Consider the following 23,973-nt stretch of genomic DNA (forward strand, 5'->3'; position numbering starts at 1 on the left):
GGCCTGAAAACATTATCTTTTTTTAATTACACTTTGCCGCGAGGCGCTTCTAATTTCCGTTGCGGGGCCGAGGCCCGCCGGCGATGACACCCGCATCGCGACGCGACGGAACCGGACGGCTCGTGACCGGAAGTTGGGCGAAAGCATCGCCCCTTCCACAGTAAGAGGAGGATGCAACCATGCGCTCTTTCGCTCCTGGAACCCTCAGGACTGTAACTCTCACCGCACTTTTCATCACTGCACCATTCGCCGGCGCCTATGCCGCGGGGCATCACAGAGGGAGCGCGCTCGACGAATCGGCGCCGCCCGCCTTTTACGGTCCGCGCGAGAGGAGCCTTATCGATCAGATACAAGGTGTGGACAAAGGCATCGCGGACGCCAGAGAGGCGGAAACGATCGCGCCGGCCCAGGCGCAAAAACTGCATATGCGGGCCGCCCATATCAGCCGGATTGCCGAACGGACGGCCGCCGCGAACCATGGCCGAATACCGGCTCCGCAATATCGGCAATTGCTGCGCCGGCTCGACAACGTCGACCAGGCGCTGAGGGTCGATAGCGGCACCGGCTTCCTGATGGGCGACGGCGCCGACGGTGGCCATTATCCAAACGGCTGAAATCGCCACAGCGAGGAAGGGACCGCCTGGCGCCTCGGGGCCGTGCCTCGCTGGCGTCCTTTTTGATCGCTGGCTCGTTTTGACTGCTAAATTAGCCTGATTCAATAACTGGCCCGATTTACCGGCCTGTCACCAGCCAAGCACGAGCGCGACCAGCGCCAGCACGGCCGGCACGGTCTGTATGAACAGGATCTTCCGGGTGACAGTCGCCGCGCCGTAAAGACCAGCGATGGCGATGCAAAGCAGGAAGAATATCTTGACCTGGAAGCCAGCTCCGCCGAGATAAAGTCCCCAGATCAGTCCGGCAGCGAGGAAGCCGTTATAAAGCCCCTGGTTGGCGGCAAGCACCTTCGATGCGCTGGCGAATTCCGGCGTCAGGCTGAACGCTTTGTGACCGCGCGGCGTATCCCACAGCACCATCTCCAGATAGACGATATAGAGATGGATCAGGGCCACCAGCCCGACCAGCACATTGGCGATCATGTTTCGTCTCCCCGTCGCGGTCTTGCGCGCCGCCAACGCCATTGATCACGCACACCGCCGCTTCCGCAAGGTATGTTGCTCCTGGCATGGCGGATCGCGATCCGAACACCATGGCAGTGCACCCGCTTGAGGGTTGCCAACATCAGCGCATTGGTATCTTTTCCCGCCGTCAAATTCACCGGAACCCGCCATGTCCTTTCAAAAACTCGACGACCTCGGCCACAAGCTCGAAGCGCTGGAACATGCGCTTGCCATCCTCGGCGCCGACGAGGCCACACATATGGCCGTCGGCGGCGGCGAAAAGCGCGCCGAGGCGATGTCGGCCCTTGCCGGCATGCATCACCGGCAGGCCACCGCACCGGAGATCGCCGACTGGATCGCAGCGGCCGAACAGGAAACGCTGAACGAGGAGCAGCAGGCGGCGCTCAAGGAGTTCCGGCGCCAATACACCAACCTGACCTGCCTGCCCGTCGAATTCGTCGAGCGCCAGACGGCCGCGCGCATGCGCTCCGAGCAGCTCTGGCGCGATCTGCGCGCCAAGAACGACTGGTCAGGGTTTTTGCCGGCGCTCGAGGGCGTCGTGGCCCTGGTACGCGAGGAAGCTGCCCTGCGCGCCGACGTGCTCGGTCTCGATCCCTATGACGCGCTGATGGAGCAGTACGACCCCGGCAACCGTGCCGCCGACATCACGCCGGTCTTTGCCGAGCTGAAGACTTTCCTCAAGACATTCGTGCCGGAGGCGTTGGCTGTGCAGGAGGCGCGGCTGGCAAAGCGCCCGCTGAAGCCGCTTTCGGGCAGCTACGCGATCGACAGGCAGCGCGAGCTGGGTCTCGCCATGATGGCGGCCGTCGGCTTCGACCTGACTCACGGCTCGCTGTCGGTGTCGCATCATCCGTTCTGCGGCGGCGTGCCGAGCGACGTTCGTATCACCACCCGCTACAAGACGACCGACTTCCTGTCGGCGCTGATGGGCGTGTTGCACGAGACTGGCCACGCGCTTTACGAGCAGAACCTGCCCAAGGCATGGTCGCACTGGCCGCTCGGCAAGGCGCGCGGCATGGCGGTGCATGAAAGCCAGAGCCTGTTCGTCGAAAAGCAGCTCGGCCGCAACCCGCAATTCTGGCGCTGGGCGCTGCCGGTGGTCGAGAGGCATCTCGGCGAGGCCTGGTCGATCGACGACATCCTGCCGCATGTACACCGGGTCGAGCGTGGCCTGATCCGTGTCGACGCCGACGAGGTGACCTACCCGCTGCATGTCATTCTGCGCTATGAACTGGAGCAGGAGCTGGTCTCGGGGCGACTGGAGGCGGCGGACCTGCCCGAGGCCTGGAACTCAAAGATGCGCGACTATCTCGGCTTGTCGACCATCGACAATCCGGCCGACGGGCCGATGCAGGATGTGCACTGGCCGGGTGCCGCCTTCGGCTATTTCCCCTCCTACACGCTGGGCGCGATGATGGCAGCGCAGCAATGGGCGGCGCTGACCAGGGATCATCCATCGGCCGACGAAGATCTCGCCAGGGGAGATTTCGCCGCCATCAACGACTGGCGCCGCGACAGGATCTGGTCGCAGGGCTCGCGCTGGTCGACGCCGGAGCTGCTCGAACGGGCGACAGGTGAAAAACTGAACGCCGCGTATTTCACCGAGCATCTGAAGAAGCGTTATGGCGCCGCCTAGCGGCGGCTACTTTTGCGAACGAGCTCAGACCACGATGCCAGCCACCATTTTCCAGTTTCAGGTTGTCGAAGGACAGGATTGGATAGCACCGGTCGACTCGGAACAGTTCGAACGTTTTTTTGACCTCGACGGGACCGCGATTGTTGATTGGCAGCCTCCCCTGATGCGACTCGTCCAGCAGGAGGCTGACACGGCACAATACAGTGATTTCCCCTGGCTCGGCGAGCACGCCCCTGTGCTGAGGGAGCCGGCGCTCCAGGCTCTGGGAGACACGCTTCGTCGCTACGGCCAGATATTGTCGCTAAGGGGAGAGCGCGCCTGGCTGCTGAATGTAACGAGGGTGCTCGCAGACGCGTTGGACGAAGAGAAATCCGGCATCGTGCGTTTCGACGACGGAAGCATCCTCACCGTCGAGCACTACCGATTTAGACCCGATGCAATAAACGGGGTGGAGGTCTTCAAACTGCCCTTTCGGGGTTCGCCGGTCTTCGTCAACGACGTTTTCGTCGAACGCGTTCGGCGATCGAATTTGAAAGGTGTCGCCTTTGAGCCGCTTTGGTCTGGGTGAATTTCTCGTGAAAGGGTCATCTTTGCCGACGACCTCGGCATTTGCGGTCCTCGCCCTCGCTATTCCGCGGCACCCCTGAAGGCGCTCGCACCAGTCTCGAACTGCAATTTGGCCAGCCGCGCATAGATGCCGCCCTTGGCGACAAGGCTCCGATGCGTGCCTTCCTCGATGATGCGGCCGCTTTCCATGACCAGGATACGGTCGGCCTTCAACACGGTCGCCAGCCGATGCGCGATGACGATGGTGGTTCGGCCCTGCATCAGCCGTTCCAGCGCCGTCTGCACCAGGGTCTCGCTTTCGGCGTCGAGCGCCGAGGTCGCCTCGTCGAGCAACAGGATCGGCGCATCGCGCAGGATGGCGCGCGCGATCGCCACGCGCTGGCGCTGGCCACCGGACAGCGTCACGCCGCGTTCGCCGACCTGGCTGTCATAGCCCTTTTCGAGTTTCAGGATGAACTCGTCGGCAAGCGCATCCTTGGCCGCCGCCTCGATTTCGGTGTCGCTGGCCCCTGGCCGGCCGAAGCCGATATTGTCGCGCGCGCTCGCCGCGAAGATGGTGACGTCCTGCGGCACGATGGCAATGCGTCCCCTGATCGCGGCGGGGTCGGCTTCGCGTGCATCGACGCCATCGATCAGGATCCTGCCGGTTTCAGGATCGTAGAAGCGCAGGATCAACGAAAAGACGGTGCTCTTGCCGGCCCCCGACGGGCCGACGATCGCCACCTTCTCGCCGGGCTTCACCTCAAAACTCAGGCCATGGACGGCGGCGCGGTCGGGCCGGGCGGGATAGGAGAAGGACACGTCATCGAAACGGATCGCGCCCCTGGCTGTCGCCGGCAGCGGCTTCGGATTGGCGGGCGGCTGGATGGCGGGTCTCTCGGCCAGGATCTCGGTCAGTCGCTCCGCCGCACCCGCCGCCTGCGCCAGTTCGCCCCATACTTCCGACAGCGCGCCGAGCGCGCCGGCGGCGAACACCGAATAGAGCAGGAACTGGCCGAGCGTGCCCGGCGACAGCGTGCCGGCAAGCACGTCGCGCGAGCCGAACCACAACACCGCCACCACCGAGGAAAAGATCATGAAGATGGCAAAGAAGGTGAGGAAGGAGCGGGCGAAGATCGAGGAACGCGCCGCTTCGAACGCCGCTTCCACGGCGGTTGAGAAATGCCCGGTGACCAGCTTCTCGTTGGTGAAGGCCTGGAGCGTGCGCACCGCGCCGATCTGCTCGCTGGCATAGGCCGTGGCGTCGGCCAGCGTATCCTGCGCCTGCCGCGATTTGCGCCTGACCGAGCGGCCGAAGGCGACCAACGGCAGCACGATCACCGGGATGGCGGCGATGACGAGGCCGGACAATTTCGGGCTGGTGACCACCATCATCGCCACCGCGCCGAGGCCGAGGATGACATTGCGCAGCGCCACCGATGCGGTGGCGCCGACCGCTGACTTCACCTGTGTCGTGTCGGCGGCGAGCCGCGACACGATCTCGCCCGACTGCGCGGTGTCGAAGAAGGACGGCGACAGCCTCGTGACATGGGCGAACACATCGCGGCGGATGTCGGCGACGACACGCTCGCCCAGCGTGATGACGAAATAGTAGCGGCTGGCCGACGCCGCGGCGAGCAAGCCAGCCATCACCACCAGCATGGCGAAATACTCGGCGATGAAACTGGAATCGGAAGCGGAAAAGCCGTGGTCGATCATCCGCCGCACGGCCAGTGGCAGCGCCAGCGTCGTCGCCGCCGCGACGGTCAGCGAGATGACCGCGCCAATGACCATTTTTCGGTAACGGGTGATGTAGGGGAACAGGCGCCGCAGCGGCCTCAGCGAGCGCCGGCGCTCGTCTGCATCGCCACTGATCTCCGCCATGACCGTTTCCTCTGGCCGCCTTTTGCCATGCGCCTCAATATGCGCTTGCCGCGGCCTTGTGATTCAATTCCGGCTGATGTATAGGCTCGCCGACCGTTTTAGAAGCCGTGGCTTTTCAATAGCTGCGGCTTCGAGTTTTAAAAGGGGGCGCATCGACGCAGGCTTTATGCCCGTCATCGCCCCTGCAAGCCAGGAACAGACCCATGAAGACCGATATCCATCCCGATTACCACGCCATCAAAGTCGTCATGACCGACGGCACCGAATACATGACCCGTTCGACCTGGGGCAAGGAAGGCGATACGATGAATCTCGATATCGACCCGACTACCCATCCGGCTTGGACCGGCGGCCAGCAGACCCTGCTCGACCGCGGCGGCCGCCTGTCCAAGTTCAAGAAGCGCTTCGAAGGTTTCGGCCTCTAAGGTCCTTTTGGCTTTGTCGCAGATCAAAACCCGCCCTTGAGGCGGGTTTTTTGTTGCTGCCCGCCGAGTAGCAACCAGCATTGCAGACATCGGCTGCCTACTGGTCAAGCAACTCCCTGAGCGCCATGCGCTTGTAGGCGGCGACAAGCCTGTCGCCTTCTTCTCGCCCGACTGAGATCGCCAGCCGCATCGCCGCTTCTCCCATCTGCCAGACGAGGAAAGCCGTTGTCTCCAGCGCCGCCGGATCGGCGGCGGGCCGCAGCCGCTTCAGCACCGCGGTGAGAAATTCGGCATTGGCCCGGCTGTCGGCGAGTTCGAGTTCGCGCAGCGCCTTGTCGGCCTGCGTGCCCGACCAGATGTCGCGCATGACAGGTTCCGCCAGGAACAGCCGGTAGTAGATATCGACCAGCTCCGAAAATGCTTGGCCGAGGCCCTCGGCATCACTGACATCCACCAGCGCGGCTGAAATGCAGGCCTGGCTTTCGGTGGTGTAGCGCTCGGCCAGCGCCCAGACGATCGCCCGCTTGTCGGGGAAGAACTGGTAGAGCGAGCCGATCGACACCCCGGCGCGCTCCGCCACCTCGCCCATGCGCATGGCGTCGCTGCCTTGCTCGCCGATCAGCGCTGATGCGGCGGCCAGCATGCGCTCGACCCGCTCGCGGCTGCGCTGCTGGCTGGGCGCCCGGCGCGGCGAGGCGATCTGTCCATCCTGCGAACCAACTCTGCCTTCCATGAACGTCTCCCGGACTCAACAAATCGGCTTGACTTGCAAAATACGAGGGTTTATCACGTTTTGCAAATGTGAGGATTACTCATATTTTGAAACGGAGGACAACAACAATGAATGACGCAAGCAAACCGACCTTGATCCTCGGCGGCACCGGCAAGACCGGCCGCCGGCTGGCGGAACGATTGACGGCGCAGGGCCTACCGGTACGGATCGGCTCGCGCTCGGCCGCGCCGGCCTTCGACTGGCAGGACAAGGCGAGTTGGGCACCGGCGCTCGATGGCGTCGGCGCCGTCTACATCAGCTACTATCCCGATCTGGCGGTGCCGGGAGCCGCCGAAGCGGTTGGCGCCTTTGCCGAACTTGCCGTACAGCGCGATGTCACCCGGCTGGTGCTGCTGTCGGGGCGCGGCGAAACGGAGGCGCAGCGCGCCGAAGAGATGCTGAAGGCTTCTGGCGCCGACTGGACGATCCTGCGCTGCGCCTGGTTTTCCCAGAACTTCAGCGAAGGCTTCCTTGTCGAGTCCTTGCTCGAAGGCGAGGTGGCGTTGCCGGTCGGCAATGTCGGCGAGCCGTTCGTCGATGCCGACGATATCGCCGAGGCAGCTTTTGTCGTGCTGACCGAGCCGGGCCATGTCGGCCAACTGTATGAGCTGACCGGACCGCGACTCATGAGCTTCGCCGATGCGGTTGCCGAGATCGGCAGGGCCGCCGGGCGCAGCATTCGCTACATCAGGATTTCGCATGCCGAGTTCACCGCCGCGGTGGTTACTCAGCAACTACCGGCCGAGTTCGTCTGGCTCATCAACGAGCTGTTCACCGAGGTGCTCGACGGTCGCAACGAGTCGCTGACCGATGGCGTCCAGCGCGTGCTCGGCCGAGCCCCGAAGGACTTTTCCGCTTACGCAACCGAAACCGCCGCTTCTGGAATCTGGAGCAACTGACATGATTGCGAAACTTCTTCCCACCCTCATCTTCGCCGCCGCGCTCGGCTCGGGCATCGTCGCTGGTGTTTTCTTCGCCTTTTCCAGCTTCGTCATGCCGGGCCTCGCGCGCATGCCTGCCGCGGGCGGCATCGCCGCCATGAATTCGATCAACGTCACTGCGGTGACGCCGATGTTCATGACCGCGCTTTTCGGCACCGGGCTGGTCTGCCTCGTTCTTGCCGTCGGCGCCGTCATCGGCTGGAGCCAGCCGGGTTCGTTCTGGCTGCTCGCCGGTTCCCTGATCTACCTCGTCGGCAACCTGGTCGTGACCATGGTCTTCAACGTGCCGCTCAACAACGCGCTGGCCGCTGTCGATCCCGCTAGTACGAACGGCGCCGCTGTCTGGACGACCTATCTCAGGGCCTGGGTGATGTGGAACCACGTCCGCACCATTACCGCTATCGCCGCGCTGGCATCCTTCTGGTTCGCCGCACGTTGAAATGTCTCGGGCCGCTGCGCCCGGCCCGCCTGGAGGCATTTGCAGCATCGTGCGGAGAAGAACCTTGAAGGATCAGTATTCGAACATGGCCGTCGGCATGGCGATCGGGGTCGGTCTTGGGGCCGCCTTCGGTGTTGCAATGGACGATATCCCGGCCGGCATCGGCATGGGCATTGCCATCGGTGCCGGTATTGGTGCGCTTTTCGGGCAGCGGCGTGGAAAGTGATCTTTGCGTTGCGCGTAGAGCTCAGCTCTTCGCCTTACGGTCGGCATGGCCGAGGTCGCGGTCCGGATCGATGACATCGCGCACCAGTTGCTTGAGCTTCGCCGCATCCGGAAAGCCGCCGTCGCGCTTGCGGTCCCAGATGAGTGTGTCGTTGCAGGAAATGGTGAAGATGCCGCCGGTTCCGGGCACCAGCGCCACCTCGCCGAGATCCGGGCCGAAAGTAGAGAGCAACTCCTGCGCCATCCAGCCGGCACGCAGCAGCCACAGACACTGCGTACAATAGGTGATGCGGATGATGGGCAGCGGCTTGTCGGTCATGTCAGTCCGCTCATGCCGGGCTGAGCTGCGCTCATGCCGCGCTGAGCTTCGCCATGGTCTCGTCATCGACCTCGAAATTGGCGTAGACGCTCTGCACGTCGTCGTCATCTTCCAGCGTGGCGACCAGCTTCATCAGCGACTGCGCCCGCTCTTCGTCGACCGGGATATTGTTCTGCGGCCGCCAGATCGGCTTGACCGATTCCGCCTCGCCGAGCGCGCCTTCCAGCGCCTTGGACACTTCGCCGAGATTCTCGAAGGCGCAATAGATGGTGTGGCCTTCCTCGTCCGACTGGACGTCGTCGGCGCCGGCCTCGATCGCCGCATCCATGACCTTCTCGGCGCTGCCGGCCGAGGCCGGATAGTAGATCTCGCCGACGCGGTCCCACATGAACGACACCGAGCCGGTTTCGCCCATCGCCCCGCCGGCCTTGGTGAAGGCGGCGCGCACATTGGAGGCCGAACGATTGCGGTTGTCGGTCAGCGCCTCGACGATCAGCGCCACGCCGCCCGGCCCATAGCCCTCGTAGCGCACGGCTTCGTAATTCTCGGCGTCGCCCATCGAGGCCTTGTTGATGGCGCGCTGGATGTTGTCCTTCGGCATCGACACCGCCTTGGCGTTCTGCACGGCAAGGCGCAGGCGCGGGTTCATCGAAGGATCCGGCGTGCCTGCCTTGGCGGCGACGGTGATTTCGCGCGCCAGCTTGGAAAACATTTTCGACCGCACCGCGTCCTGACGGCCCTTGCGGTGCATGATGTTCTTGAACTGTGAATGGCCAGCCATGGCACCCCTGTCGTCTTCGGCTAGAGCATTTGCGACCCGGTGGAGTCACCCGGCGTTTTCGCAAAAAATGCTCGAATTCAATTTCAGAACGTCCCTGATGGTCCTGATGGACGTACGGCGCTCTCTGTCGGAATGGCCGGCTTATAGATAAATCAGCTCAATTCGTCCAGCCGCGCCATGCGATGCGTGCACAGAGGCTCCGCGGAGCGGAACCCTGATGGATCGCCGCAGCGGCTCATCCCTCGAGATCGGATCTCAGCCGGTCGATGATGCTGATCGCATGGCCGGCATATTGGCTGATCCAGCGGTCGTGGATCTGCTTGATCGGCAGCGCGTTGAGATGGTTCCAGCGCTCGCGCCCCTCGCGCTTTGCCACGATCAGCTCGGCCTCTTCCAGCACCTTCAGATGCAGCATGACCGTGCAGCGGTCCATGTCGGCAAAGGCCGCGCAGAGCATGCCGGTGGTTTTCGGCTCATCCCTCAGTTCATCCAGCAATTCACGCCGGCGCGGATGCGCCAGCGCCTTGAAAACATTGTCGTCTTGCGATCGGCTTGACATGTTATGTTTATATAACATATCCTTGAGCCAATCAAGGAAGGAACTGTGGATATGTCTCTTGGATTCAAGGTTTCCGGACGCATCGGCAAGCCGGTCGCCGAAGTCTTCGACGCGGTCGTCAATCCCAGGAAGCTCAGCGGCTATTTCACCACCATCGGCGGTGCCAGCGCGCCGCTGGTGGCCGGCGCCGGCGTCGTCTGGTGGGGCAAGGTCCCGGTCGAGGTCGACGAGGTGACGAAGGACAGCCGCATCGTGCTGCGCTGGGACGCTACCGATGCCGATGGCAAGCCGGCCTACAAGACGCGCATCGAGATGAATTTCGAGCCGCTGGACGATGGCGGCACCTTCGTGACCATCGCCGAGACCGGCTGGCACGAGGACGCCGTCGGCCTGAAGAAATCCTACCTCAATTGCGAGGGCTGGTCGCAGATGCTGGCCTGCATGAAGGCCTATGTCGAACACGGCATCAACCTGCGCGACGGCTACTATCGCAGCGAAATGAAGGGCGAGCCGGCCAACGAGACCAATATTTGAGAGACCGCAAGGGAGGTCCGCGATGAGAAAAGTGACGCCATTCCTGATGTTCGAGGGCAAGGCTGAGGCGGCAATGGCTCTCTATTGCGAGACCATTCCAGACAGCAGCATCCTTGATGTCACACGCTACGGCCCCGGCGAAGACGGCCCGGAAGGAACGGTCAAGCTGGCGCGCTTGTCCGTGGGCGGCGGCCTGGACGTGATGGTCTTCAACAGCCCTGTCCACCATGCCTTCACGTTCACGCCGTCGTTCTCGCTCTATGTGGACTGTTCTTCCGAGGAGGAACTGAACCGCATTGTCGAGACGCTGGTGAAGGATGGCGGGTTCCTGATGCCACCCGACAATTATGGCTTCAGCCGCCGTTTCGCATGGCTGAACGACAGGGCTGAACGACAGGTTCGGGGTCTCCTGGCAGATCAATCTGGCATAGCGAGGTCAGTGCCGGGCCGACCACAACAACTGAGCCAACAACGGAGCCAGCAATGACTGCGAAAATCACCGGCGGCATTAACATCGCCATGAAAGTGCCCCCGCACCAATACCAGGACACGATCGCCTTCTACCGCGATGTCGTCGGCCTGAAGCCGTTCACCGCCAAGGCGCCGGCAATCGGTTTCGAGCTTGGCCCCAACCGCCTGTGGATCGACGAAGCGCCGATGCTGAGCCAGGCCGAAGTCTGGCTGGAGCTGTTCACCGACGATTTCCCCTTGGCCGCGGATCATTTCGCCAAGGCCGGCGTCGTGCGTTGCGACGCTATCGAGCCTTTGGGCGAGGGCTTCCGCGGCGGCTGGATCAGCAATCCGGCCAATATCATCCACATGGTGCGCGAGCCCGACGCCTGGTGAGCGCCCAAGCCCGAAAGGAGCATCCCATGGAGATCCGCGAAAACCCGACAGCCGAAGCCGGCATGCTGATCCGCCGGCCGGTCGCAGAAGTGTTCGAAGCCATCGTCGATCCGGCCATCACCACGAAATTCTGGTTCACGCACGGCAGCGGCCGGCTGGACAGCGGCAGGCAGATCCGCTGGGAGTGGCACATGTACGACGTCTCGGCGACGGTCGATGTCAGCGAGATCGTCAAGGACAAGAAGATCGTCATGCAGTGGAGCGAGCCGCCGACCACCGTGGTCTGGACCTTCACCGAAATGCCTGGGAGTGCCACCTTTATCGAGGTCCGCAATTTCGGTTTTGCCGGCAATGGCGACGAGCAGGTGAAAGAGGCCATCGGTTCAACCGGCGGCTTCACGCTCGTGCTGGCCGGAGCCAAGGCATGGCTGGAACAGGGCCTGACGCTTGGCCTGATCGGCGACCGCCATCCAAAGGGTATGCCGGCGAGTTAGAAAGCGCTCCGTCTTACTCCGAAGAAGCGCCTTAAGCTCAATGCCCGCCGCCGGATTTCTTCCGCCGCCGCGACAGCATGTTGAGCCCCTCGACCAGCGCCGAGAATCCCATGGCCGCATAGATGTAGCCCTTCGGTACGTGGTAGCCCATGCCGTCGGCGATCAGCGTCATGCCGATCATCAATAGGAAACCCAGCGCCAGCATGACGATGCTCGGGTTCTTGGCGATGAAATCGGCGAGCGGCCCGGCTGCCAGCATCATCACGGTGACCGCCACGATCACGGCGATGTACATGATGGCGATCTCATCGGTCATGCCGACCGCGGTGATGATCGAATCGATCGAGAAGACGAGATCGAGCAGCAGGATCTGGAAGATGGCGCCGGCGAGCGAAATCTGCAGCGTCTCGCCCATCATCGAATCCCTGTGATCGTCCGGATCGACCGTGTGGTGGATTTCCTTGGTCGCCTTCCAGACCAGGAACAGGCCGCCGGCGATCAGGATCAGGTCGCGCCAGGAGAAACCGTGGCCGAAGGCGGTGAACACCGGCGTGGTCAATTGGACGATGATCGAGATGGTGGCCAGCAGCACCAGCCGCATGATCAGCGCGGCCGAAATGCCGAGCCGCCGGGCGCGGGCTCTTTGTGCCTCCGGTAATTTGTTGGTCAGGATCGAGATGAAGATCAGATTGTCGATGCCGAGCACGACCTCCAGCACCACCAGCGTCAGCAGCGCGACCCACGCGGTCGGGTCGGAGACGAACGCAAAATGCGGCGCCAGGAATTCGATGAGCTGCATGGAGGTCGTCCCCTACGATCTAGAGCAGTGTCGCCGGCAGTTAGGTATTGCAGGCCTCTATATCAATGTCACGACCAGAAGGATGGCGCGGTTTCTTCCAGCCGTGGTCCGCGGCGAAACGGCGCGATCTTCTCCGTCAGGCCGGTGCGGTCGGAAATCTCGACACCGACGCCGCACAATGTCGCCAGTCCCGTCGCCGCCTCGAAGCGGCCTTTCGGCACCTTCGACAGGAACCGGTTGAGCGGCTCCTCCTTGTCCATGCCGAGCGAGGAATCATAATCGCCGCACATGCCGGCATCGGACATATAGCCGGTGCCGCCATTGAGGATCTGGTGGTCGCCGGTCGGCATATGTGTGTGGGTGCCGACGACCAGGCTGGCGCGGCCGTCGACGAAATGCGCAAAGCACATTTTTTCCGAGGTCGCCTCGGCATGGAAGTCTATAACGACAACGTCGGCCTGCTCGCCGAGCGGGCAGGCCGCCAGTTCGCGCTCGCCGGCCTGGAACGGATCGTCAAGTTCGGGGTGCATGAACACCCGGCCCATGATGTTGGCGACCAAAACGCGCGCGCCGTTCCTGGCGATGTAGACGCCGGAGCCGCGCCCCGGCGTCCCCTTGGGAAAATTCGATGGGCGCAGAAAGCGTTCCTCGCGCGGGGCGAAGATCAGCGCATCGCGCTGGTCCCAGACATGATTGCCGGTGGTGACGACATCTGCGCCTGCGGCAATCGTCTCGCGAAATATCTCCTCGGTGATGCCGAAGCCGCCGGCGGCGTTCTCGCCATTGACGATGACGAAGTCGAGCTTGAAATCCGAGATCAGGCCGGGCAGTTGTTCCCAAACCGCCGTGCGTCCCGTCTTGCCGACCATGTCACCGAGGAAGAGAAGTCTCATCTAAGCATGATCCCGAACCGAAGGTCAGTGCAGCCAAAAGTTGCATGACTTTTCGGAAAAGATCACTTTTCGGAAAAGAACATGCGCCCAGGAAACTATCTACAATTGTGGCGCAAACCGACGCAACCCGCTCTCGGTGAGTATTTCCGGGATGATCACGTCATGATCCTCATCCGGGACCAGCGCCACCTCCTGGCAATCGAAGGCGATGCCGATCAGCCGGGGCGTCGTTCCTTTGTCGACCAGCCTGGCGATGGCGCGGTCGTAATAGCCGGCGCCGTAGCCGATGCGATGGCCGCACGCGTCGAAGGCGGCGAGCGGCACCAGCATCATCGAGGGATCGAGCATCGCGGCCTCCTCATGCGGCCCGACAGTGCCAAAGCCCATCTCGACCATCGGCGCGCCGCGCACCAGTTCGCGAAAGACGATGGTGGTCTTGTCGAGTATGGCCGGCAGGCAGAGCCTTGCCCCCTTCTCGCGCAAGGCAAACATCAATGGCCGGATATCGACCTCCGAGCGCATCGGCCAGAAGCCGGAGACGACCTGGCCCGGTTCGACATCGAGGTGATCCCGAGCCGTCTCGGCCATTTCAAGCGCCACTTCCACCCGCCAGAATTCGTCGAGCGAATCGCGGCGCCCGAGCGCTTCCTTGCGCAGCTGTTTTTTCAGTTCTTTTGATGAGGTCATGCGCCGACGGTAGAAAAGGTCAAATCTGGTTGGAGCTTTGGGAGCGACGTTTTCCACCGCATGATCCACCAAAATGGATCCATTGCGCCGAGTGACGATCCACGCAACCGGTGGAGAAGTCGATCCCGGGTGCCTACAAAGTAGGTGGGCGCCGTGTGAGAAAACCCACGGGTCTTCCCAGGGACAGCTCCCTAAGGATCGTTAAGGCCCCGGGGAAAAGTGTCTCCTGCCGGGAAGCGCAGACCGTCAATCCCAATATAGGCCGATGGCAGCCTGAGCGCCAGAGAACGGCAGCGCAATTCGCTGCAAATCCTTGGCTGACAGGCAGCATCGCCACGAAGTTCCGCCATGCGCTTGGCCGCAGTGCTTGCGCTGGCCAGGTCGTCTCCTTACGGTCGCCGGAAAAACCGAGGAGCAGAGATGCGTTTTGAAGGCACGGCAACCTATGTCGCCGACAAGGATCTGATGGTGGCGGTCAATGCGGCGATCGCGCTGGAGCGGCCCTTGCTGGTCAAGGGCGAGCCCGGCACCGGCAAGACCGAACTTGCCCGCCAGGTGGCGGCCGCACTCGGCCTCGATCTGATCGAATGGCACGTCAAATCGACGACCAGGGCGCAGCAGGGGCTCTACGAATATGACGCCGTCTCGCGGCTGCGCGACAGCCAGCTCGGCGATATCAGGTTCAACGACATCAAAAACTACATCAAGCGCGGCAAGCTCTGGGAAGCCTTCGCCGCTGGCAAGAAGGTCGTGCTTCTGATCGACGAAATCGACAAGGCCGACATCGAATTTCCCAATGACCTGCTGCAAGAACTCGATCGCATGGAGTTCTTCGTCTACGAGACCGGGGAGACCATCCGCGCGGCAGTCAGGCCGATCGTCATCATCACCTCCAACAATGAGAAGGAGTTGCCTGACGCCTTCCTGCGCCGCTGCTTCTTCCACTATATCCGCTTCCCCGATGTCGACACGCTGCACAGGATCGTCGATGTCCACTATCCCGGCATCAAGCAGAACCTGGTGCGTGCCGCACTCACCCAGTTCTACGAGATCCGCGACGTGCCGGGCCTGAAGAAGAAGCCCTCGACCTCCGAAGCGCTCGACTGGATAAGGCTGCTGGTTGCCGACGACATCGCGCCGGAGGATCTGCGTGGCGACCCGAAGAACGCGCTGCCCAAACTGCACGGCGCATTGCTGAAGAACGAACAGGACGTGCATCTGTTCGAGCGGCTGGCCTTCATGGCGCGACGGCAGCAGTAGCGGTTTCTCCGGCTGTGGACCGTTGCAGCAGAGCAGACGGAAAGGCAGCTTCGGGCCTGAACTTCGCAGGAGAACGAGAAATGACCGACATAATCGTCCGCCCCTTGGCACAATCCGACCATGCTGATTGGCAGCGTCTTTGGACCGCCTACCTCACCTTCTACGAAACCAAGCTGCCGCAAGAGGTCTATGCCGTCACCTGGAAGCGGCTGTTCACGGCGGGCGAGTTCGAGCCGAAGGGTTTCATTGCAACCCTCGACGGCAAGGCGGTCGGCCTCACCCACTATCTCTACCATCGCTCCTGCTGGTCCGAAAAAAACAACTGCTATCTGCAGGATCTGTTCGCCGACCCCGACATGCGCGGCAAAGGTGTGGGCGCGGCCCTTATCGAAGCGGTCAAGCAGGAGGCCGGCAAGATCGGTGTCAAGAATGTCTACTGGATGACCCACGAGACCAACGCCACGGCGCGCAAGCTCTACGACTATGTGGCGAGGCGAACCGGCTTCATCGAATATGATCTGCTGTAGGTAGGTCATGTTCATCCCCTTCTTCCTCGAACTGAAAGCAGCACGCGTTCCCGTCTCGCTCAGGGAATATCTGTCGCTGCTGGAAGGTCTGGAGGCCGGGCTGACCGACTATGACGTCGAGGGTTTTTACTATCTCGCCCGCACCGCCCTGGTGAAGGACGAGCGACACATCGACCGCTTCGACCAGGTCTTCGCGCACATCTTCAAGGGCGTCGAGGCGCTGGCCGGTGAAAACGCGATCGATGTCGCCAACATCCCCGAGGAATGGCTGCGCCGGCTCGCCGAAAAACATTTGACCGACGAGGAGAAAAAGCTGGTCGAGGCGCTCGGCGGCTTCGACAAGCTGATGGAGACGCTGAAGCAACGACTGGAGGAGCAGAAGGGGCGCCATCAGGGCGGCTCGAAATGGATCGGCACCGGCGGCACCTCGCCCTTCGGCGCCTATGGCTACAACCCCGAAGGCGTGCGCATCGGCCAGCATGAAAGCCGCCACCGCCGCGCGGTCAAAGTCTGGGACAAGCGCGAGTTCAAAAACTTCGACGATGCCGTCGAACTTGGCACCCGCAACATCAAGATCGCGTTGAAGCGACTGCGCCGCTGGGTGCGCGAGGGCGCCGAGGAAGAGTTCGACCTGCCCGGCACCATCCACGCCACCGCCGAGCACGGCTATCTCGACGTCAGGACGCGGCCCGAGCGCCGAAATGCGGTGAAGCTGCTGATGTTCTTCGATGTCGGCGGTTCGATGGACGACCACATCAGGAGCGTCGAGGAGCTGTTTTCGGCCGCCCGCGCTGAATTCCGCCAGCTCGAATATTTCTACTTCCACAACTGCCTCTATGAGGGCGTGTGGAAGGACAATCGCCGCCGTCATGCCGAGACAATTCCGACCTTCGACCTCATCCACAAATACGGGCCGGACTACAAGGTGATCGTCGTCGGCGACGCCTCGATGAGCCCCTATGAGATCGCGCATCCCGGAGGCTCGGTCGAGCACTGGAATCCCGAGGCCGGCGCCGTCTGGCTCGGCCGGCTGCTGCGGCAATGGCCGAATGCGGTCTGGCTCAACCCGGAGAGCCAGAAGAACTGGGGTTACACCCATTCGATCGCCATGATCCGCGACATCTTCGGCGGCCGCATGTTTCCGCTGACGCTTTCCGGACTCGAAGCCGCTACGAAGCAGTTGTCGAGGAAGCATTGAACCTTGTTCAAGCCCCCTGCTGGGCATGCGCGTAACAAATGCCTATCTTCGTCCGAATATGACTTGCAACCAAGAACGAGCCGCCAAGGCTGAGGAGATTTCAATGGACACCCACACCTATCCCGTTACCCGCACCGACGCCGAATGGCGCGCCCGGCTCACACCGGAGCAATATGCGGTCATGCGCGGCCACGGCACCGAGCGGCCGGGAAGCTGCGCCCTGCTCTACGAGAAACGCGCCGGCACCTTTTCCTGCGTCGGCTGCGACCAGCCGCTGTTCGAATCCAAGCTGAAGTTCGAGAGCGGCACCGGCTGGCCGAGCTTCAACGATCCGGTGCCCGGTTCGGTCGAGACCACGACCGACCGCAGCTACGGCATGGTCCGCACCGAATGCCACTGCGCCCGCTGCGGCAGCCATCTCGGCCACGTCTTCGAGGACGGCCCGCCGCCGACTGGCCTGCGCTACTGCATCAACGGCGTGGCGCTGAAATTCGAGCCGGCCGCCTGAGCCGCGTTTCGATCGTCACCTTTGCAAAGGGCGGCTTCGGCCGCCCTTTTTCATGCCACCACCACCAGGATCAGCCACAGCACAGAACCGATCATCATCAGCGAGGCCTTGAAGCCACCGGACCTTTCCGCACTTCGCCAGACGGCAAGGGTGAGAAAGATGTTGTAGGGCACCGGCGCGAAATGCACGGCCAGAACCAGTGCCAGCGGCAGCTTCAGCCCGAGCAGGATCAACGCCAGCACCGACGCTGCAATGTTGATGGCCGTGCCGACGACAATTAGGTCGCGCCAGAACAACCTGTCGAGCGGCGCCGGGCCATGCCAGCGTGAGCGGAAGAAGGATCTGACGCCCTCTGGGAACACCGGCGATCTATCCCTCTCCCAGAACCTCGATCACGGCGCGTTCGACGCGCGTAGCCTCCGTCACCAGCCAGTCGGCCATCGCCGGCCAATTGTCCTCGGCAAAGCAGTTCACTCGCCACATCGAATTGATGCCGAGGCCCTCGCAACTCTGTTCCGGCCTGAGCTTCAACTTGTCTTCGATAGCCGGCTGGAAGGGCTTCAAGCGCGACCGGGCGTCCGTGGCGCCGAACTTCTCGTTGCGGCCGAAGAAGACTCCGACATGGTTCTGCGCCGGCGCGACATACATGGAAAGGACCAACGCGAAGTCGGGCAGCCCGCGCTGCCAGAACCAGGGTCCGCGCCGCGCCATCAGAGCCCTTTCTTCCGGATGCCGTTGTGCGAACAGCGTCCAGAAGCCGCGTTGGCGGAATTCAGAGGCGCGGCGGGCGCCAAAGTCGAATTCGCTCATGGTTCGACCCGTCGAGGGCGCGCCGCAACAAGCGCGCCCGGGCTGTTACCGGCCTTAAACCATGCCGAGCGCGGCTTTGTACAGGTCGAGGATGGTTTCCTCTTCCTGACGCTCTGCCTGATCCTTCTTGCGCAGCCGGATGATCGACCGCATTGCCTTGGTGTCGAAGCCGGTGCCCTTGGCCTCGGCGAACACTTCCTTGATGTCGTCGGAAATGGTCTTCTTTTCTTCCTCGAGCCGCTCGATGCGCTCGATGAAGGCGCGCAACTGGCCGGCGGCAACGGTCTGGCTGGTCTCGGTGATGTCGTCGGCCATTTTTCTCTCCGCTTCGTTTTTCATGCCGCGACTCGGATGAACAGGCGGCAAATTCGAGCGGGTTCGATGCCCGACCGGACGCGGCGGGTCAAGCCGTTATCGATGCGGCATGCGGGGTTAGGCACACCCCAAGGTGTGTTGAGATTGAGGGTAGACCACCATCACCTGAATCAGCGCACCTTAGCCGAAGGCGATCAGCAGATCCTTCGCATCGATCTGATCGCCGGCCTTGACCAGCACTTCGGCGATCGTGCCGTCGCGCTCGGCATGCAGCGCCGTCTCCATCTTCATCGCCTCGATCGACAGAAGCACATCGCCGGCCTTGACCGCCTGGCCGGCGGCAACCGCAAGTGCGGAGACGACGCCCGGCATCGGCGCGCCGACATGCGCCTCGTTGCCGGGCTCTGCCTTGCGCCGCGCCTTGGCCGCGGAGGCGCCATGCGCGCGGTCCGGCACCTTGACGCGACGCGGCTGACCGTTGAGCTCGAAGAACACGGTGACCATGCCCTTTTCGTCGACGTCGCCGATGGCGAGGCACCGCACCACAAGTGTCTTACCCTTTTCGATGTCGACGAAGATCTCATCCTCCGGCTTCATGCCGTAGAAATAGGTCGGCGTCGGCAGCACGCTGACAGGCCCGTAGGTTTCCTGCGCGGCGGCGAAGTCGGTGAAGACTTTCGGGTACATCAGCCAAGAGGCGAATTCATACTCTGAGAGCTTGCGCTCGAGTTTTTCCTCGATCTCCTTGCGGCTCGCCTTGAGGTTGGCCGCTTTCAGAAGCGAGCCCGGCCGCGCCGTGATCGGCTTGTCACCTTTCAGCACCTTCTTCTGCAGCTTCTCGGGCCAGCCGCCGGGTGACTGGCCGAGATCGCCGCGCAGCATGGAGACGACCGAGTCCGGAAAGGCGATATCCCGTGAAGGGTTCTCGACGTCGGCGACGGTCAGGTCCTGGCTCACCATCATCAGCGCCATGTCGCCGACAACCTTGGACGACGGTGTCACCTTGACGATGTCGCCGAACATCAGATTGACGTCGTGATAGGTCTGCGCCACCTCGTGCCAGCGCGTCTCCAGCCCGAGCGAGCGCGCCTGTTCCTTGAGGTTGGTGAACTGCCCACCCGGCATCTCGTGCAGATAGACTTCCGACGCCGGTCCCTTCAAATCGCTCTCGAACGCGGCATACTGGTTGCGCACCGCTTCCCAGTAGAACGAGATCTTGCGGATCCATTGCGGATCGAGGCCGGGATCCCGCTCGGTGCCCTTCAGCGCCTCGACGATCGAGCCAAGGCAAGGCTGCGAGGTGTTGCCCGAGAAGGAGTCCATCGCCGCGTCGATGGCATCGACGCCACTCTCCACCGCCGCCAGCACCGTCGCCGCCGAAAGGCCCGACGTGTCATGTGTATGGAAATGGATTGGCAGATCCGTTTCATCGCGCAGCGCCTTGAACAGCGCGCGGGCAGCACTCGGCTTGAGCAAACCAGCCATGTCCTTGACCGCGATGATATGGGCGCCTGCCGCTTGCAGTTCCTTGGCCAGCCCGACATAGTATTTTAGGTCGTACTTGGCCCGCGCCGGATCGAGTATGTCGCCGGTGTAGCAGATCGCCGCTTCGATCAGCTTGCCCTCGGCGCCAACCGCGTCCATGGCGACGCGCATGTTGTCGACCCAGTTCAAACAGTCGAAGACGCGAAACAGGTCGATGCCGCCGGCAGCGGCTTGGCGGACGAAATGCTGGACGACATTATCGGGATAGTTGGTGTAGCCGACGCCGTTGGCGCCGCGCAAAAGCATTTGCAGCAACAAATTGGGCGCCGCGTCACGCACCAGCGACAGCCGCTCCCACGGATCCTCGGTGAGGAAGCGCATGGCGACGTCGAACGTCGCGCCGCCCCAGCATTCGAGCGACAAAAGCTGCGGCAGCGCGCGCGCATAGGTGCTGGCAATGCCGGCGATGTCATAAGTGCGCACGCGCGTCGCGAGCAGGGATTGGTGCCCGTCGCGCATCGTCGTGTCGGTGACCAACACCTCTTTCTGCGCGCGCATCCAGGCCGCGAATTTCTCCGGCCCGAGCGCGTCGAGCTTCTGCTTGCTGCCGCCGGGCACGTTACCGTTGAGGTAGGGCACTATCGGCGCCGCCGCATCGGCCTTCGGCTGCGGCCGGCCGCGCGTTTCGGGATGGCCGTTGACCGAGACGTCGGCCAGATAGTTGATGAGCTTGGTCGCGCGGTCCTGACGCTTCACACTGGCAAACAGTTCCGGCGTCGTGTCGATGAACTTGGTCGTATAGGAATTGTCGGCGAAGCTCGGGTGGTTGATGATTGCTTCGAGGAAGGTCAGGTTGGTCGCCACGCCGCGGATGCGGAACTCGCGCAGCGCCCGGTTCATGCGGGCAATGGTCTCGGCCGGCGTCGGCGCCCACGCTGTCACCTTCTCCAGCAGCGGATCATAGAAGCGGGTGATGACCGCGCCCGAATAGGCGGTGCCGCCATCGAGGCGGATGCCGAAGCCGGTAGCGCCGCGATAAGCGGTGATGCGGCCATAGTCCGGGATGAAATTGTGCTCGGGGTCTTCGGTGGTGATGCGGCACTGCAACGCATGGCCGTTCAGCCGGATGTCCTTCTGCGCCGGCACGCCCGATTCAGCCGTGCCGATGGCGAAGCCGTCGAGGATGTGGATCTGCGCCTTGACGATATCGATGCCGGTCACCTGCTCGGTGACGGTGTGCTCGACCTGGATGCGCGGGTTGACCTCGATGAAATAGAATTTGCCGGTATCGGCATCCTGCAGGAATTCGACCGTGCCGGCGCCGACATAGCTTGTCTCGCGGGCGATCTTCAGCGCGTAATCGCAGAGCTCCTCGCGCAGTGATTGCTCGAGATAAGGCGCCGGCGCCCGCTCGACCACCTTCTGGTTGCGGCGCTGGATGGAACAGTCGCGCTCGAACAGATGCACGGCATTGCCATGTGTGTCGCCAAGCACCTGTACCTCGACATGGCGCGCGCGCTCGATCAGCTTTTCGAGATACACCTCGTCCTTGCCGAACGCGGCTTTTGCCTCGCGCTTGCCTTCCGTGACTTCCCGGGCAAGGTCGGCCTCGGAGCGAATGGCGCGCATGCCACGCCCGCCGCCGCCCCAGGATGCCTTCAGCATCACCGGGTAGCCGACCTCCTTGGCTAGGTTCTTGACCGCCTCCATGTCGTCGGGCAACGGATCGGTAGCAGGGATCACCGGCACGCCGACCTCGATCGCCAGATTGCGCGCCGCGACCTTGTTGCCGAGCCGGCGCATCGTCTCCGGCCTGGGGCCGATGAAAACGATGCCGGCTTGGGCGCAGGCCTCGGCGAATTCAGGGCTTTCCGACAAAAGCCCATAGCCCGGATGGATGGCGTCGGCGCCCGAAAGCCTGGCGACGCGGATCACCTCCTCGATCGACAGATAACTTTCGATCGGTCCCATGTCCCGGTTGAGGTGCGGCCCGCGCCCCACCTGGTAGCTCTCGTCGGCCTTGAAACGGTGCAGCGAGTATTTGTCCTCCTCGGCCCAGATCGCCACGGTTTTGAGGCCGAGTTCGTTGGCCGCGCGAAAGACGCGGATGGCGATTTCGGACCGGTTGGCGACAAGGATCTTCGAGATTGCCAAGGACAGGGCTCCGGATATGGAGGGATGGGGCTGGGGCAATGATTAGCGTGAAAATGCTGCAGTGCAAACAAAATCCCGCGACATCTAAACCGATTTAAATCAATTGTTTGCGCCAACAACGAAAAATGCCCGGCGCAAGGCGCCGGGCATTCGAAGTGTCGTCGCCGACAGGCTTACATCTTCTGGATGTAGGTATACTTGCCGTCGTCGCCCTTCTTCCATTCGTACATGACGTAGCCGGGCAGCGTCGGATCGCCCTTAGCGTCATAGGAAAGGTCGCCCAGCACGGTCTTGAACGGACCCTTTTCGTGAAGCGCCTTGGCGACTTCCTGCGGATCGTTCGACTTGGCGGCCGTGGCGGCTTCCGCGATGGCTTGCGTCGCCGCGTAGGCGTAGAGCGTGTATGCCTCGGGCTCGAAGCCCTGGGCGCGGAACTTCTCGACGAGTTCCTTGTTGGCTGGGATCAGGCGCGGATCCGGGCCGAACGTGTTCAGCGTTCCCGCGACCGCGTCGCCGGCGATCGAGGCCAGCTCGTTCGACACGATGCCGTCGCCCGAAACCAGCGTTGCCTTGAGGCCCTGGTCAGCCGCCTGGCGGATGATCAGGCCGGCTTCGGTGTGCAGGCCGCCCCAATAGATGATGGAAACGCCGGCTTCCTTCATCTTGGCGATCAGCGCCGAGAAGTCCTTGTCCCCGACATTGACGCCCTCGTACATGACTTCCGTCAGGCCGGCTGCGTTCATCGCCTTCTTGGTTTCGTCGGCAAGGCCCTGGCCGTAAGGCGTCTTGTCGTGGATAACCGCGATCTTGGCGTCCTTGAAGTTTGCCGCGAGGTAAGCACCAGCGATGCTGCCCTGCTGGTCGTCGCGTCCGCAGGTGCGGAACGTGTTCCACAGGCCACGCTCGGTGAACTGCGGGTTTGTCGAGGCCGGGGTGATCTGGAGAATGCCGTTTTCCGCGTAGACTTCCGACGCCGGGATCGAGACGCCCGAGTTAAAGTGGCCGACCACGAACTTGACGCCGTCGCCGACGAACTTGTTGGCGACCGAGATGCCCTGCTTCGGATCGGAGACGTCGTCGCCGATCGACAGCTTGATCTGCTCGCCGTTGATGCCGCCCGCCGCGTTGATCTCGGCGGCAGCCGCCTCGGCGCCCTTCTGCAACTGCGCGCCGAAGGCGGCGTTCGGACCGGTGATCGGACCGGCGACGCCGATCAGTACGTCAGCCCACGCGCTGCCGCCGAACGCGACAAGCGCGGTCAGGGCGACGGCGGACAAAAGTGATTTTCTCATGTAAAAACGCTCCCATTTACGGAGTGGGCGTGAATGATGCTTTCATGCGATGCCCACTCTTACTCGCAGAAAGCGTACTTTGCCGATTTTCAGGCACTTGTCACGCCGATTCATTTCCGAAACGGCGTTAATGATGAACGTCAACCTTTTGGTTTCCAGCTCAAAAGCGATGCTCTTTCGTAGAGCCAATTATACTGTGTCACCATCTGATTGGTGCGCGTGTATTGATAGCCGATGAAGCCCAATATCATCAGCACTATGGTGTCGACGACATAGTAATGCGGCGAGAACATCGTGCCGTTGAACAGCGCGTGATGGATGAACCTTACGGCGAGGCCGAGGCCAAGCAGGTAGGCGAACAGCTGGGGGAAGCTGCGCCACGTCTGGGCGCTGGCCTTGCCGGTCATCCATGCTGCCCAGCCGCCGAGCAGGCAGGTGACGAAGAAGAACTGCCAGATCGAGGGTTCCTCGTAGAGAATGCCCTGCATCACTTCGACTCCTGAAC

The 23,973-nt window shown here is 62.5% G+C and carries 30 protein-coding genes and 1 other RNA gene; 15 read left to right on the forward strand and 16 right to left on the reverse strand.

Translation table 11 applies throughout. From position 1 onward, the window contains the following. Positions 1 to 179 precede the first annotated feature (179 nt). On the forward strand, positions 180 to 614 hold the full coding sequence (locus CN311_RS10695; RefSeq protein WP_097573524.1) for a hypothetical protein: 435 nt from the start codon (positions 180 to 182) through the stop codon (positions 612 to 614). A gap of 129 nt (positions 615 to 743) precedes the next feature. Here the strand turns inward: CN311_RS10695 and CN311_RS10700 are convergent, their stop codons facing one another. Then, on the reverse strand, positions 744 to 1,097 hold the full coding sequence (locus CN311_RS10700; RefSeq protein ID WP_097573526.1) for a DUF1304 domain-containing protein: 354 nt from the start codon (positions 1,095 to 1,097) through the stop codon (positions 744 to 746). A gap of 190 nt (positions 1,098 to 1,287) precedes the next feature. On the opposite strand from CN311_RS10700, the gene CN311_RS10705 reads away from it, so the two are divergent. Both CN311_RS10705 and CN311_RS10710 read left to right on the forward strand, forming a co-directional pair. Beyond that, entirely contained in the window at positions 1,288 to 2,775 is a 1,488-nt protein-coding gene (locus CN311_RS10705) for a carboxypeptidase M32 (protein WP_097573528.1), read from the forward strand. 34 nt (positions 2,776 to 2,809) lie between these two features. Beyond that, on the forward strand, positions 2,810 to 3,343 hold the full coding sequence (locus tag CN311_RS10710) for an imm11 family protein (RefSeq protein ID WP_097573597.1): 534 nt from the start codon (positions 2,810 to 2,812) through the stop codon (positions 3,341 to 3,343). Positions 3,344 to 3,402: 59 nt separating this feature from the next. Here the strand turns inward: CN311_RS10710 and CN311_RS10715 are convergent, their stop codons facing one another. Then, positions 3,403 to 5,205, reverse strand: coding sequence for an ABC transporter transmembrane domain-containing protein (locus tag CN311_RS10715; RefSeq protein ID WP_097573530.1), 1,803 nt, complete (start codon positions 5,203 to 5,205; stop codon positions 3,403 to 3,405). A gap of 203 nt (positions 5,206 to 5,408) precedes the next feature. Between CN311_RS10715 and rpmE the strand changes: the two genes are divergently transcribed. After that, the gene (gene rpmE, locus CN311_RS10720) at positions 5,409 to 5,630 is read left to right on the forward strand and encodes a 50S ribosomal protein L31 (RefSeq protein WP_077380693.1); all 222 of its coding nucleotides are present in this window, start codon (positions 5,409 to 5,411) and stop codon (positions 5,628 to 5,630) included. 97 nt (positions 5,631 to 5,727) lie between these two features. On the opposite strand, the gene CN311_RS10725 is transcribed toward rpmE, so the two are convergent. Beyond that, positions 5,728 to 6,363 carry a TetR/AcrR family transcriptional regulator gene (locus CN311_RS10725; RefSeq protein WP_097573532.1) on the reverse strand — a complete coding sequence of 212 codons (636 nt, stop codon included), beginning with the start codon at positions 6,361 to 6,363 and terminating at the stop codon, positions 5,728 to 5,730. A gap of 107 nt (positions 6,364 to 6,470) precedes the next feature. On the opposite strand from CN311_RS10725, the gene CN311_RS10730 reads away from it, so the two are divergent. The 3 genes from CN311_RS10730 (at position 6,471) to CN311_RS32540 (ending at position 8,008) form a co-directional block, all read left to right on the forward strand. Next, the gene (locus tag CN311_RS10730) at positions 6,471 to 7,301 is read left to right on the forward strand and encodes an NAD(P)H-binding protein (protein WP_097573534.1); all 831 of its coding nucleotides are present in this window, start codon (positions 6,471 to 6,473) and stop codon (positions 7,299 to 7,301) included. 1 nt (position 7,302) lies between these two features. After that, positions 7,303 to 7,782: an anthrone oxygenase family protein gene (locus tag CN311_RS10735; protein ID WP_097573535.1), complete on the forward strand. Its 480-nt coding sequence runs from the start codon at positions 7,303 to 7,305 to the stop codon at positions 7,780 to 7,782. 64 nt (positions 7,783 to 7,846) lie between these two features. Further along, complete coding sequence (locus tag CN311_RS32540; protein WP_165779657.1) at positions 7,847 to 8,008, forward strand: glycine zipper domain-containing protein; 162 nt, start codon at positions 7,847 to 7,849, stop codon at positions 8,006 to 8,008. A 21-nt stretch (positions 8,009 to 8,029) separates the two neighbouring features. Here the strand turns inward: CN311_RS32540 and CN311_RS10745 are convergent, their stop codons facing one another. The 3 genes from CN311_RS10745 to CN311_RS10755 all read right to left on the reverse strand — a co-directional run bounded on the left by CN311_RS10745 (position 8,030) and on the right by CN311_RS10755 (position 9,666). Then, positions 8,030 to 8,326, reverse strand: a complete 297-nt coding sequence (locus CN311_RS10745; protein ID WP_097573537.1) for an Rdx family protein — start codon at positions 8,324 to 8,326, stop codon at positions 8,030 to 8,032. A gap of 31 nt (positions 8,327 to 8,357) precedes the next feature. Next, the gene (locus tag CN311_RS10750) at positions 8,358 to 9,107 is read right to left on the reverse strand and encodes a YebC/PmpR family DNA-binding transcriptional regulator (RefSeq protein ID WP_097573539.1); all 750 of its coding nucleotides are present in this window, start codon (positions 9,105 to 9,107) and stop codon (positions 8,358 to 8,360) included. Positions 9,108 to 9,342: 235 nt separating this feature from the next. Continuing rightward, complete coding sequence (locus tag CN311_RS10755) at positions 9,343 to 9,666, reverse strand: ArsR/SmtB family transcription factor (protein WP_097573541.1); 324 nt, start codon at positions 9,664 to 9,666, stop codon at positions 9,343 to 9,345. Positions 9,667 to 9,717: 51 nt separating this feature from the next. On the opposite strand from CN311_RS10755, the gene CN311_RS10760 reads away from it, so the two are divergent. The 4 genes from CN311_RS10760 to CN311_RS10775 are packed head-to-tail and all read left to right on the forward strand — an operon-like array spanning position 9,718 to position 11,540. After that, on the forward strand, positions 9,718 to 10,200 hold the full coding sequence (locus CN311_RS10760) for an SRPBCC domain-containing protein (RefSeq protein ID WP_097573543.1): 483 nt from the start codon (positions 9,718 to 9,720) through the stop codon (positions 10,198 to 10,200). 22 nt (positions 10,201 to 10,222) lie between these two features. Continuing rightward, the gene (locus CN311_RS10765) at positions 10,223 to 10,687 is read left to right on the forward strand and encodes a VOC family protein (protein ID WP_342586621.1); all 465 of its coding nucleotides are present in this window, start codon (positions 10,223 to 10,225) and stop codon (positions 10,685 to 10,687) included. After that, entirely contained in the window at positions 10,684 to 11,046 is a 363-nt protein-coding gene (locus tag CN311_RS10770; RefSeq protein WP_097573545.1) for a hypothetical protein, read from the forward strand. Before CN311_RS10765 ends, CN311_RS10770 begins: the two co-directional genes overlap by 4 nt. 26 nt (positions 11,047 to 11,072) lie before the next feature. Further along, on the forward strand, positions 11,073 to 11,540 hold the full coding sequence (locus CN311_RS10775) for an SRPBCC family protein (protein ID WP_097573547.1): 468 nt from the start codon (positions 11,073 to 11,075) through the stop codon (positions 11,538 to 11,540). Between the two features lie 37 nt (positions 11,541 to 11,577). On the opposite strand, the gene CN311_RS10780 is transcribed toward CN311_RS10775, so the two are convergent. The 4 genes from CN311_RS10780 to ssrS form a co-directional block, all read right to left on the reverse strand. Beyond that, positions 11,578 to 12,339, reverse strand: a complete 762-nt coding sequence (locus tag CN311_RS10780; protein ID WP_097573549.1) for a TerC family protein — start codon at positions 12,337 to 12,339, stop codon at positions 11,578 to 11,580. 68 nt (positions 12,340 to 12,407) lie between these two features. Next, the gene (locus CN311_RS10785) at positions 12,408 to 13,232 is read right to left on the reverse strand and encodes a TIGR00282 family metallophosphoesterase (protein ID WP_097573551.1); all 825 of its coding nucleotides are present in this window, start codon (positions 13,230 to 13,232) and stop codon (positions 12,408 to 12,410) included. 99 nt (positions 13,233 to 13,331) lie between these two features. Next, positions 13,332 to 13,919: a 5-formyltetrahydrofolate cyclo-ligase gene (locus tag CN311_RS10790; protein WP_097573553.1), complete on the reverse strand. Its 588-nt coding sequence runs from the start codon at positions 13,917 to 13,919 to the stop codon at positions 13,332 to 13,334. A gap of 92 nt (positions 13,920 to 14,011) precedes the next feature. After that, a non-coding RNA gene (ssrS, locus tag CN311_RS10795) (6S RNA) lies at positions 14,012 to 14,167 on the reverse strand. Between the two features lie 172 nt (positions 14,168 to 14,339). Here ssrS and CN311_RS10800 point away from each other — a divergent pair. From CN311_RS10800 to msrB, 4 genes are all read left to right on the forward strand, one after another. Next, positions 14,340 to 15,179, forward strand: coding sequence for an AAA family ATPase (locus CN311_RS10800; RefSeq protein ID WP_097573555.1), 840 nt, complete (start codon positions 14,340 to 14,342; stop codon positions 15,177 to 15,179). Positions 15,180 to 15,259: 80 nt separating this feature from the next. Then, complete coding sequence (locus CN311_RS10805; RefSeq protein ID WP_097573557.1) at positions 15,260 to 15,706, forward strand: GNAT family N-acetyltransferase; 447 nt, start codon at positions 15,260 to 15,262, stop codon at positions 15,704 to 15,706. 7 nt (positions 15,707 to 15,713) lie between these two features. Next, positions 15,714 to 16,904, forward strand: coding sequence for a vWA domain-containing protein (locus CN311_RS10810; RefSeq protein WP_097573559.1), 1,191 nt, complete (start codon positions 15,714 to 15,716; stop codon positions 16,902 to 16,904). A 103-nt stretch (positions 16,905 to 17,007) separates the two neighbouring features. After that, complete coding sequence (gene msrB, locus CN311_RS10815; protein ID WP_097573560.1) at positions 17,008 to 17,412, forward strand: peptide-methionine (R)-S-oxide reductase MsrB; 405 nt, start codon at positions 17,008 to 17,010, stop codon at positions 17,410 to 17,412. Positions 17,413 to 17,462: 50 nt separating this feature from the next. Here the strand turns inward: msrB and CN311_RS10820 are convergent, their stop codons facing one another. The 6 genes from CN311_RS10820 to CN311_RS10845 form a co-directional block, all read right to left on the reverse strand. Continuing rightward, positions 17,463 to 17,774, reverse strand: a complete 312-nt coding sequence (locus tag CN311_RS10820) for a hypothetical protein (protein WP_097573562.1) — start codon at positions 17,772 to 17,774, stop codon at positions 17,463 to 17,465. Between the two features lie 7 nt (positions 17,775 to 17,781). Further along, entirely contained in the window at positions 17,782 to 18,222 is a 441-nt protein-coding gene (locus CN311_RS10825) for a hypothetical protein (protein WP_097573564.1), read from the reverse strand. Positions 18,223 to 18,276: 54 nt separating this feature from the next. Further along, positions 18,277 to 18,537 carry a DUF2312 domain-containing protein gene (locus tag CN311_RS10830; RefSeq protein WP_097573600.1) on the reverse strand — a complete coding sequence of 87 codons (261 nt, stop codon included), beginning with the start codon at positions 18,535 to 18,537 and terminating at the stop codon, positions 18,277 to 18,279. 180 nt (positions 18,538 to 18,717) lie between these two features. Continuing rightward, positions 18,718 to 22,176, reverse strand: a complete 3,459-nt coding sequence (gene pyc, locus CN311_RS10835) for a pyruvate carboxylase (protein ID WP_097573566.1) — start codon at positions 22,174 to 22,176, stop codon at positions 18,718 to 18,720. Positions 22,177 to 22,349: 173 nt separating this feature from the next. Continuing rightward, positions 22,350 to 23,468: a branched-chain amino acid ABC transporter substrate-binding protein gene (locus tag CN311_RS10840; protein WP_097573568.1), complete on the reverse strand. Its 1,119-nt coding sequence runs from the start codon at positions 23,466 to 23,468 to the stop codon at positions 22,350 to 22,352. A gap of 140 nt (positions 23,469 to 23,608) precedes the next feature. After that, positions 23,609 to 23,956: a DUF6867 family protein gene (locus tag CN311_RS10845; RefSeq protein ID WP_097573570.1), complete on the reverse strand. Its 348-nt coding sequence runs from the start codon at positions 23,954 to 23,956 to the stop codon at positions 23,609 to 23,611. Positions 23,957 to 23,973 lie beyond the last annotated feature (17 nt).

Source organism: Mesorhizobium sanjuanii (assembly GCF_002529485.1).
GTDB classification, from domain to species: domain Bacteria; phylum Pseudomonadota; class Alphaproteobacteria; order Rhizobiales; family Rhizobiaceae; genus Mesorhizobium; species Mesorhizobium sanjuanii.

Coding starts and splice junctions, on each gene's coding strand:
- CN311_RS10775 (WP_097573547.1), top strand. CDS start 11,073: ATGGAGATCCGCGAAAACCCGACAGCCGAAGCCGGCATGCTGATCCGC.
- CN311_RS10805 (WP_097573557.1), top strand. CDS start 15,260: ATGACCGACATAATCGTCCGCCCCTTGGCACAATCCGACCATGCTGAT.
- CN311_RS10790 (WP_097573553.1), bottom strand. CDS start 13,919: ATGACCTCATCAAAAGAACTGAAAAAACAGCTGCGCAAGGAAGCGCTC.
- msrB (WP_097573560.1), top strand. CDS start 17,008: ATGGACACCCACACCTATCCCGTTACCCGCACCGACGCCGAATGGCGC.
- CN311_RS10730 (WP_097573534.1), top strand. CDS start 6,471: ATGAATGACGCAAGCAAACCGACCTTGATCCTCGGCGGCACCGGCAAG.
- CN311_RS10830 (WP_097573600.1), bottom strand. CDS start 18,537: ATGGCCGACGACATCACCGAGACCAGCCAGACCGTTGCCGCCGGCCAG.
- CN311_RS10710 (WP_097573597.1), top strand. CDS start 2,810: ATGCCAGCCACCATTTTCCAGTTTCAGGTTGTCGAAGGACAGGATTGG.
- CN311_RS10735 (WP_097573535.1), top strand. CDS start 7,303: ATGATTGCGAAACTTCTTCCCACCCTCATCTTCGCCGCCGCGCTCGGC.
- CN311_RS10705 (WP_097573528.1), top strand. CDS start 1,288: ATGTCCTTTCAAAAACTCGACGACCTCGGCCACAAGCTCGAAGCGCTG.
- rpmE (WP_077380693.1), top strand. CDS start 5,409: ATGAAGACCGATATCCATCCCGATTACCACGCCATCAAAGTCGTCATG.
- CN311_RS10765 (WP_342586621.1), top strand. CDS start 10,223: ATGAGAAAAGTGACGCCATTCCTGATGTTCGAGGGCAAGGCTGAGGCG.
- CN311_RS10695 (WP_097573524.1), top strand. CDS start 180: ATGCGCTCTTTCGCTCCTGGAACCCTCAGGACTGTAACTCTCACCGCA.
- CN311_RS10760 (WP_097573543.1), top strand. CDS start 9,718: ATGTCTCTTGGATTCAAGGTTTCCGGACGCATCGGCAAGCCGGTCGCC.
- CN311_RS10785 (WP_097573551.1), bottom strand. CDS start 13,232: ATGAGACTTCTCTTCCTCGGTGACATGGTCGGCAAGACGGGACGCACG.
- CN311_RS10745 (WP_097573537.1), bottom strand. CDS start 8,326: ATGACCGACAAGCCGCTGCCCATCATCCGCATCACCTATTGTACGCAG.
- CN311_RS10770 (WP_097573545.1), top strand. CDS start 10,684: ATGACTGCGAAAATCACCGGCGGCATTAACATCGCCATGAAAGTGCCC.
- CN311_RS10825 (WP_097573564.1), bottom strand. CDS start 18,222: ATGAGCGAATTCGACTTTGGCGCCCGCCGCGCCTCTGAATTCCGCCAA.
- CN311_RS10800 (WP_097573555.1), top strand. CDS start 14,340: ATGCGTTTTGAAGGCACGGCAACCTATGTCGCCGACAAGGATCTGATG.
- CN311_RS10700 (WP_097573526.1), bottom strand. CDS start 1,097: ATGATCGCCAATGTGCTGGTCGGGCTGGTGGCCCTGATCCATCTCTAT.
- CN311_RS10725 (WP_097573532.1), bottom strand. CDS start 6,363: ATGGAAGGCAGAGTTGGTTCGCAGGATGGACAGATCGCCTCGCCGCGC.
- CN311_RS10780 (WP_097573549.1), bottom strand. CDS start 12,339: ATGCAGCTCATCGAATTCCTGGCGCCGCATTTTGCGTTCGTCTCCGAC.
- CN311_RS10810 (WP_097573559.1), top strand. CDS start 15,714: ATGTTCATCCCCTTCTTCCTCGAACTGAAAGCAGCACGCGTTCCCGTC.
- CN311_RS10755 (WP_097573541.1), bottom strand. CDS start 9,666: ATGTCAAGCCGATCGCAAGACGACAATGTTTTCAAGGCGCTGGCGCAT.
- CN311_RS10845 (WP_097573570.1), bottom strand. CDS start 23,956: ATGCAGGGCATTCTCTACGAGGAACCCTCGATCTGGCAGTTCTTCTTC.
- CN311_RS10840 (WP_097573568.1), bottom strand. CDS start 23,468: ATGAGAAAATCACTTTTGTCCGCCGTCGCCCTGACCGCGCTTGTCGCG.
- CN311_RS10715 (WP_097573530.1), bottom strand. CDS start 5,205: ATGGCGGAGATCAGTGGCGATGCAGACGAGCGCCGGCGCTCGCTGAGG.
- CN311_RS10750 (WP_097573539.1), bottom strand. CDS start 9,107: ATGGCTGGCCATTCACAGTTCAAGAACATCATGCACCGCAAGGGCCGT.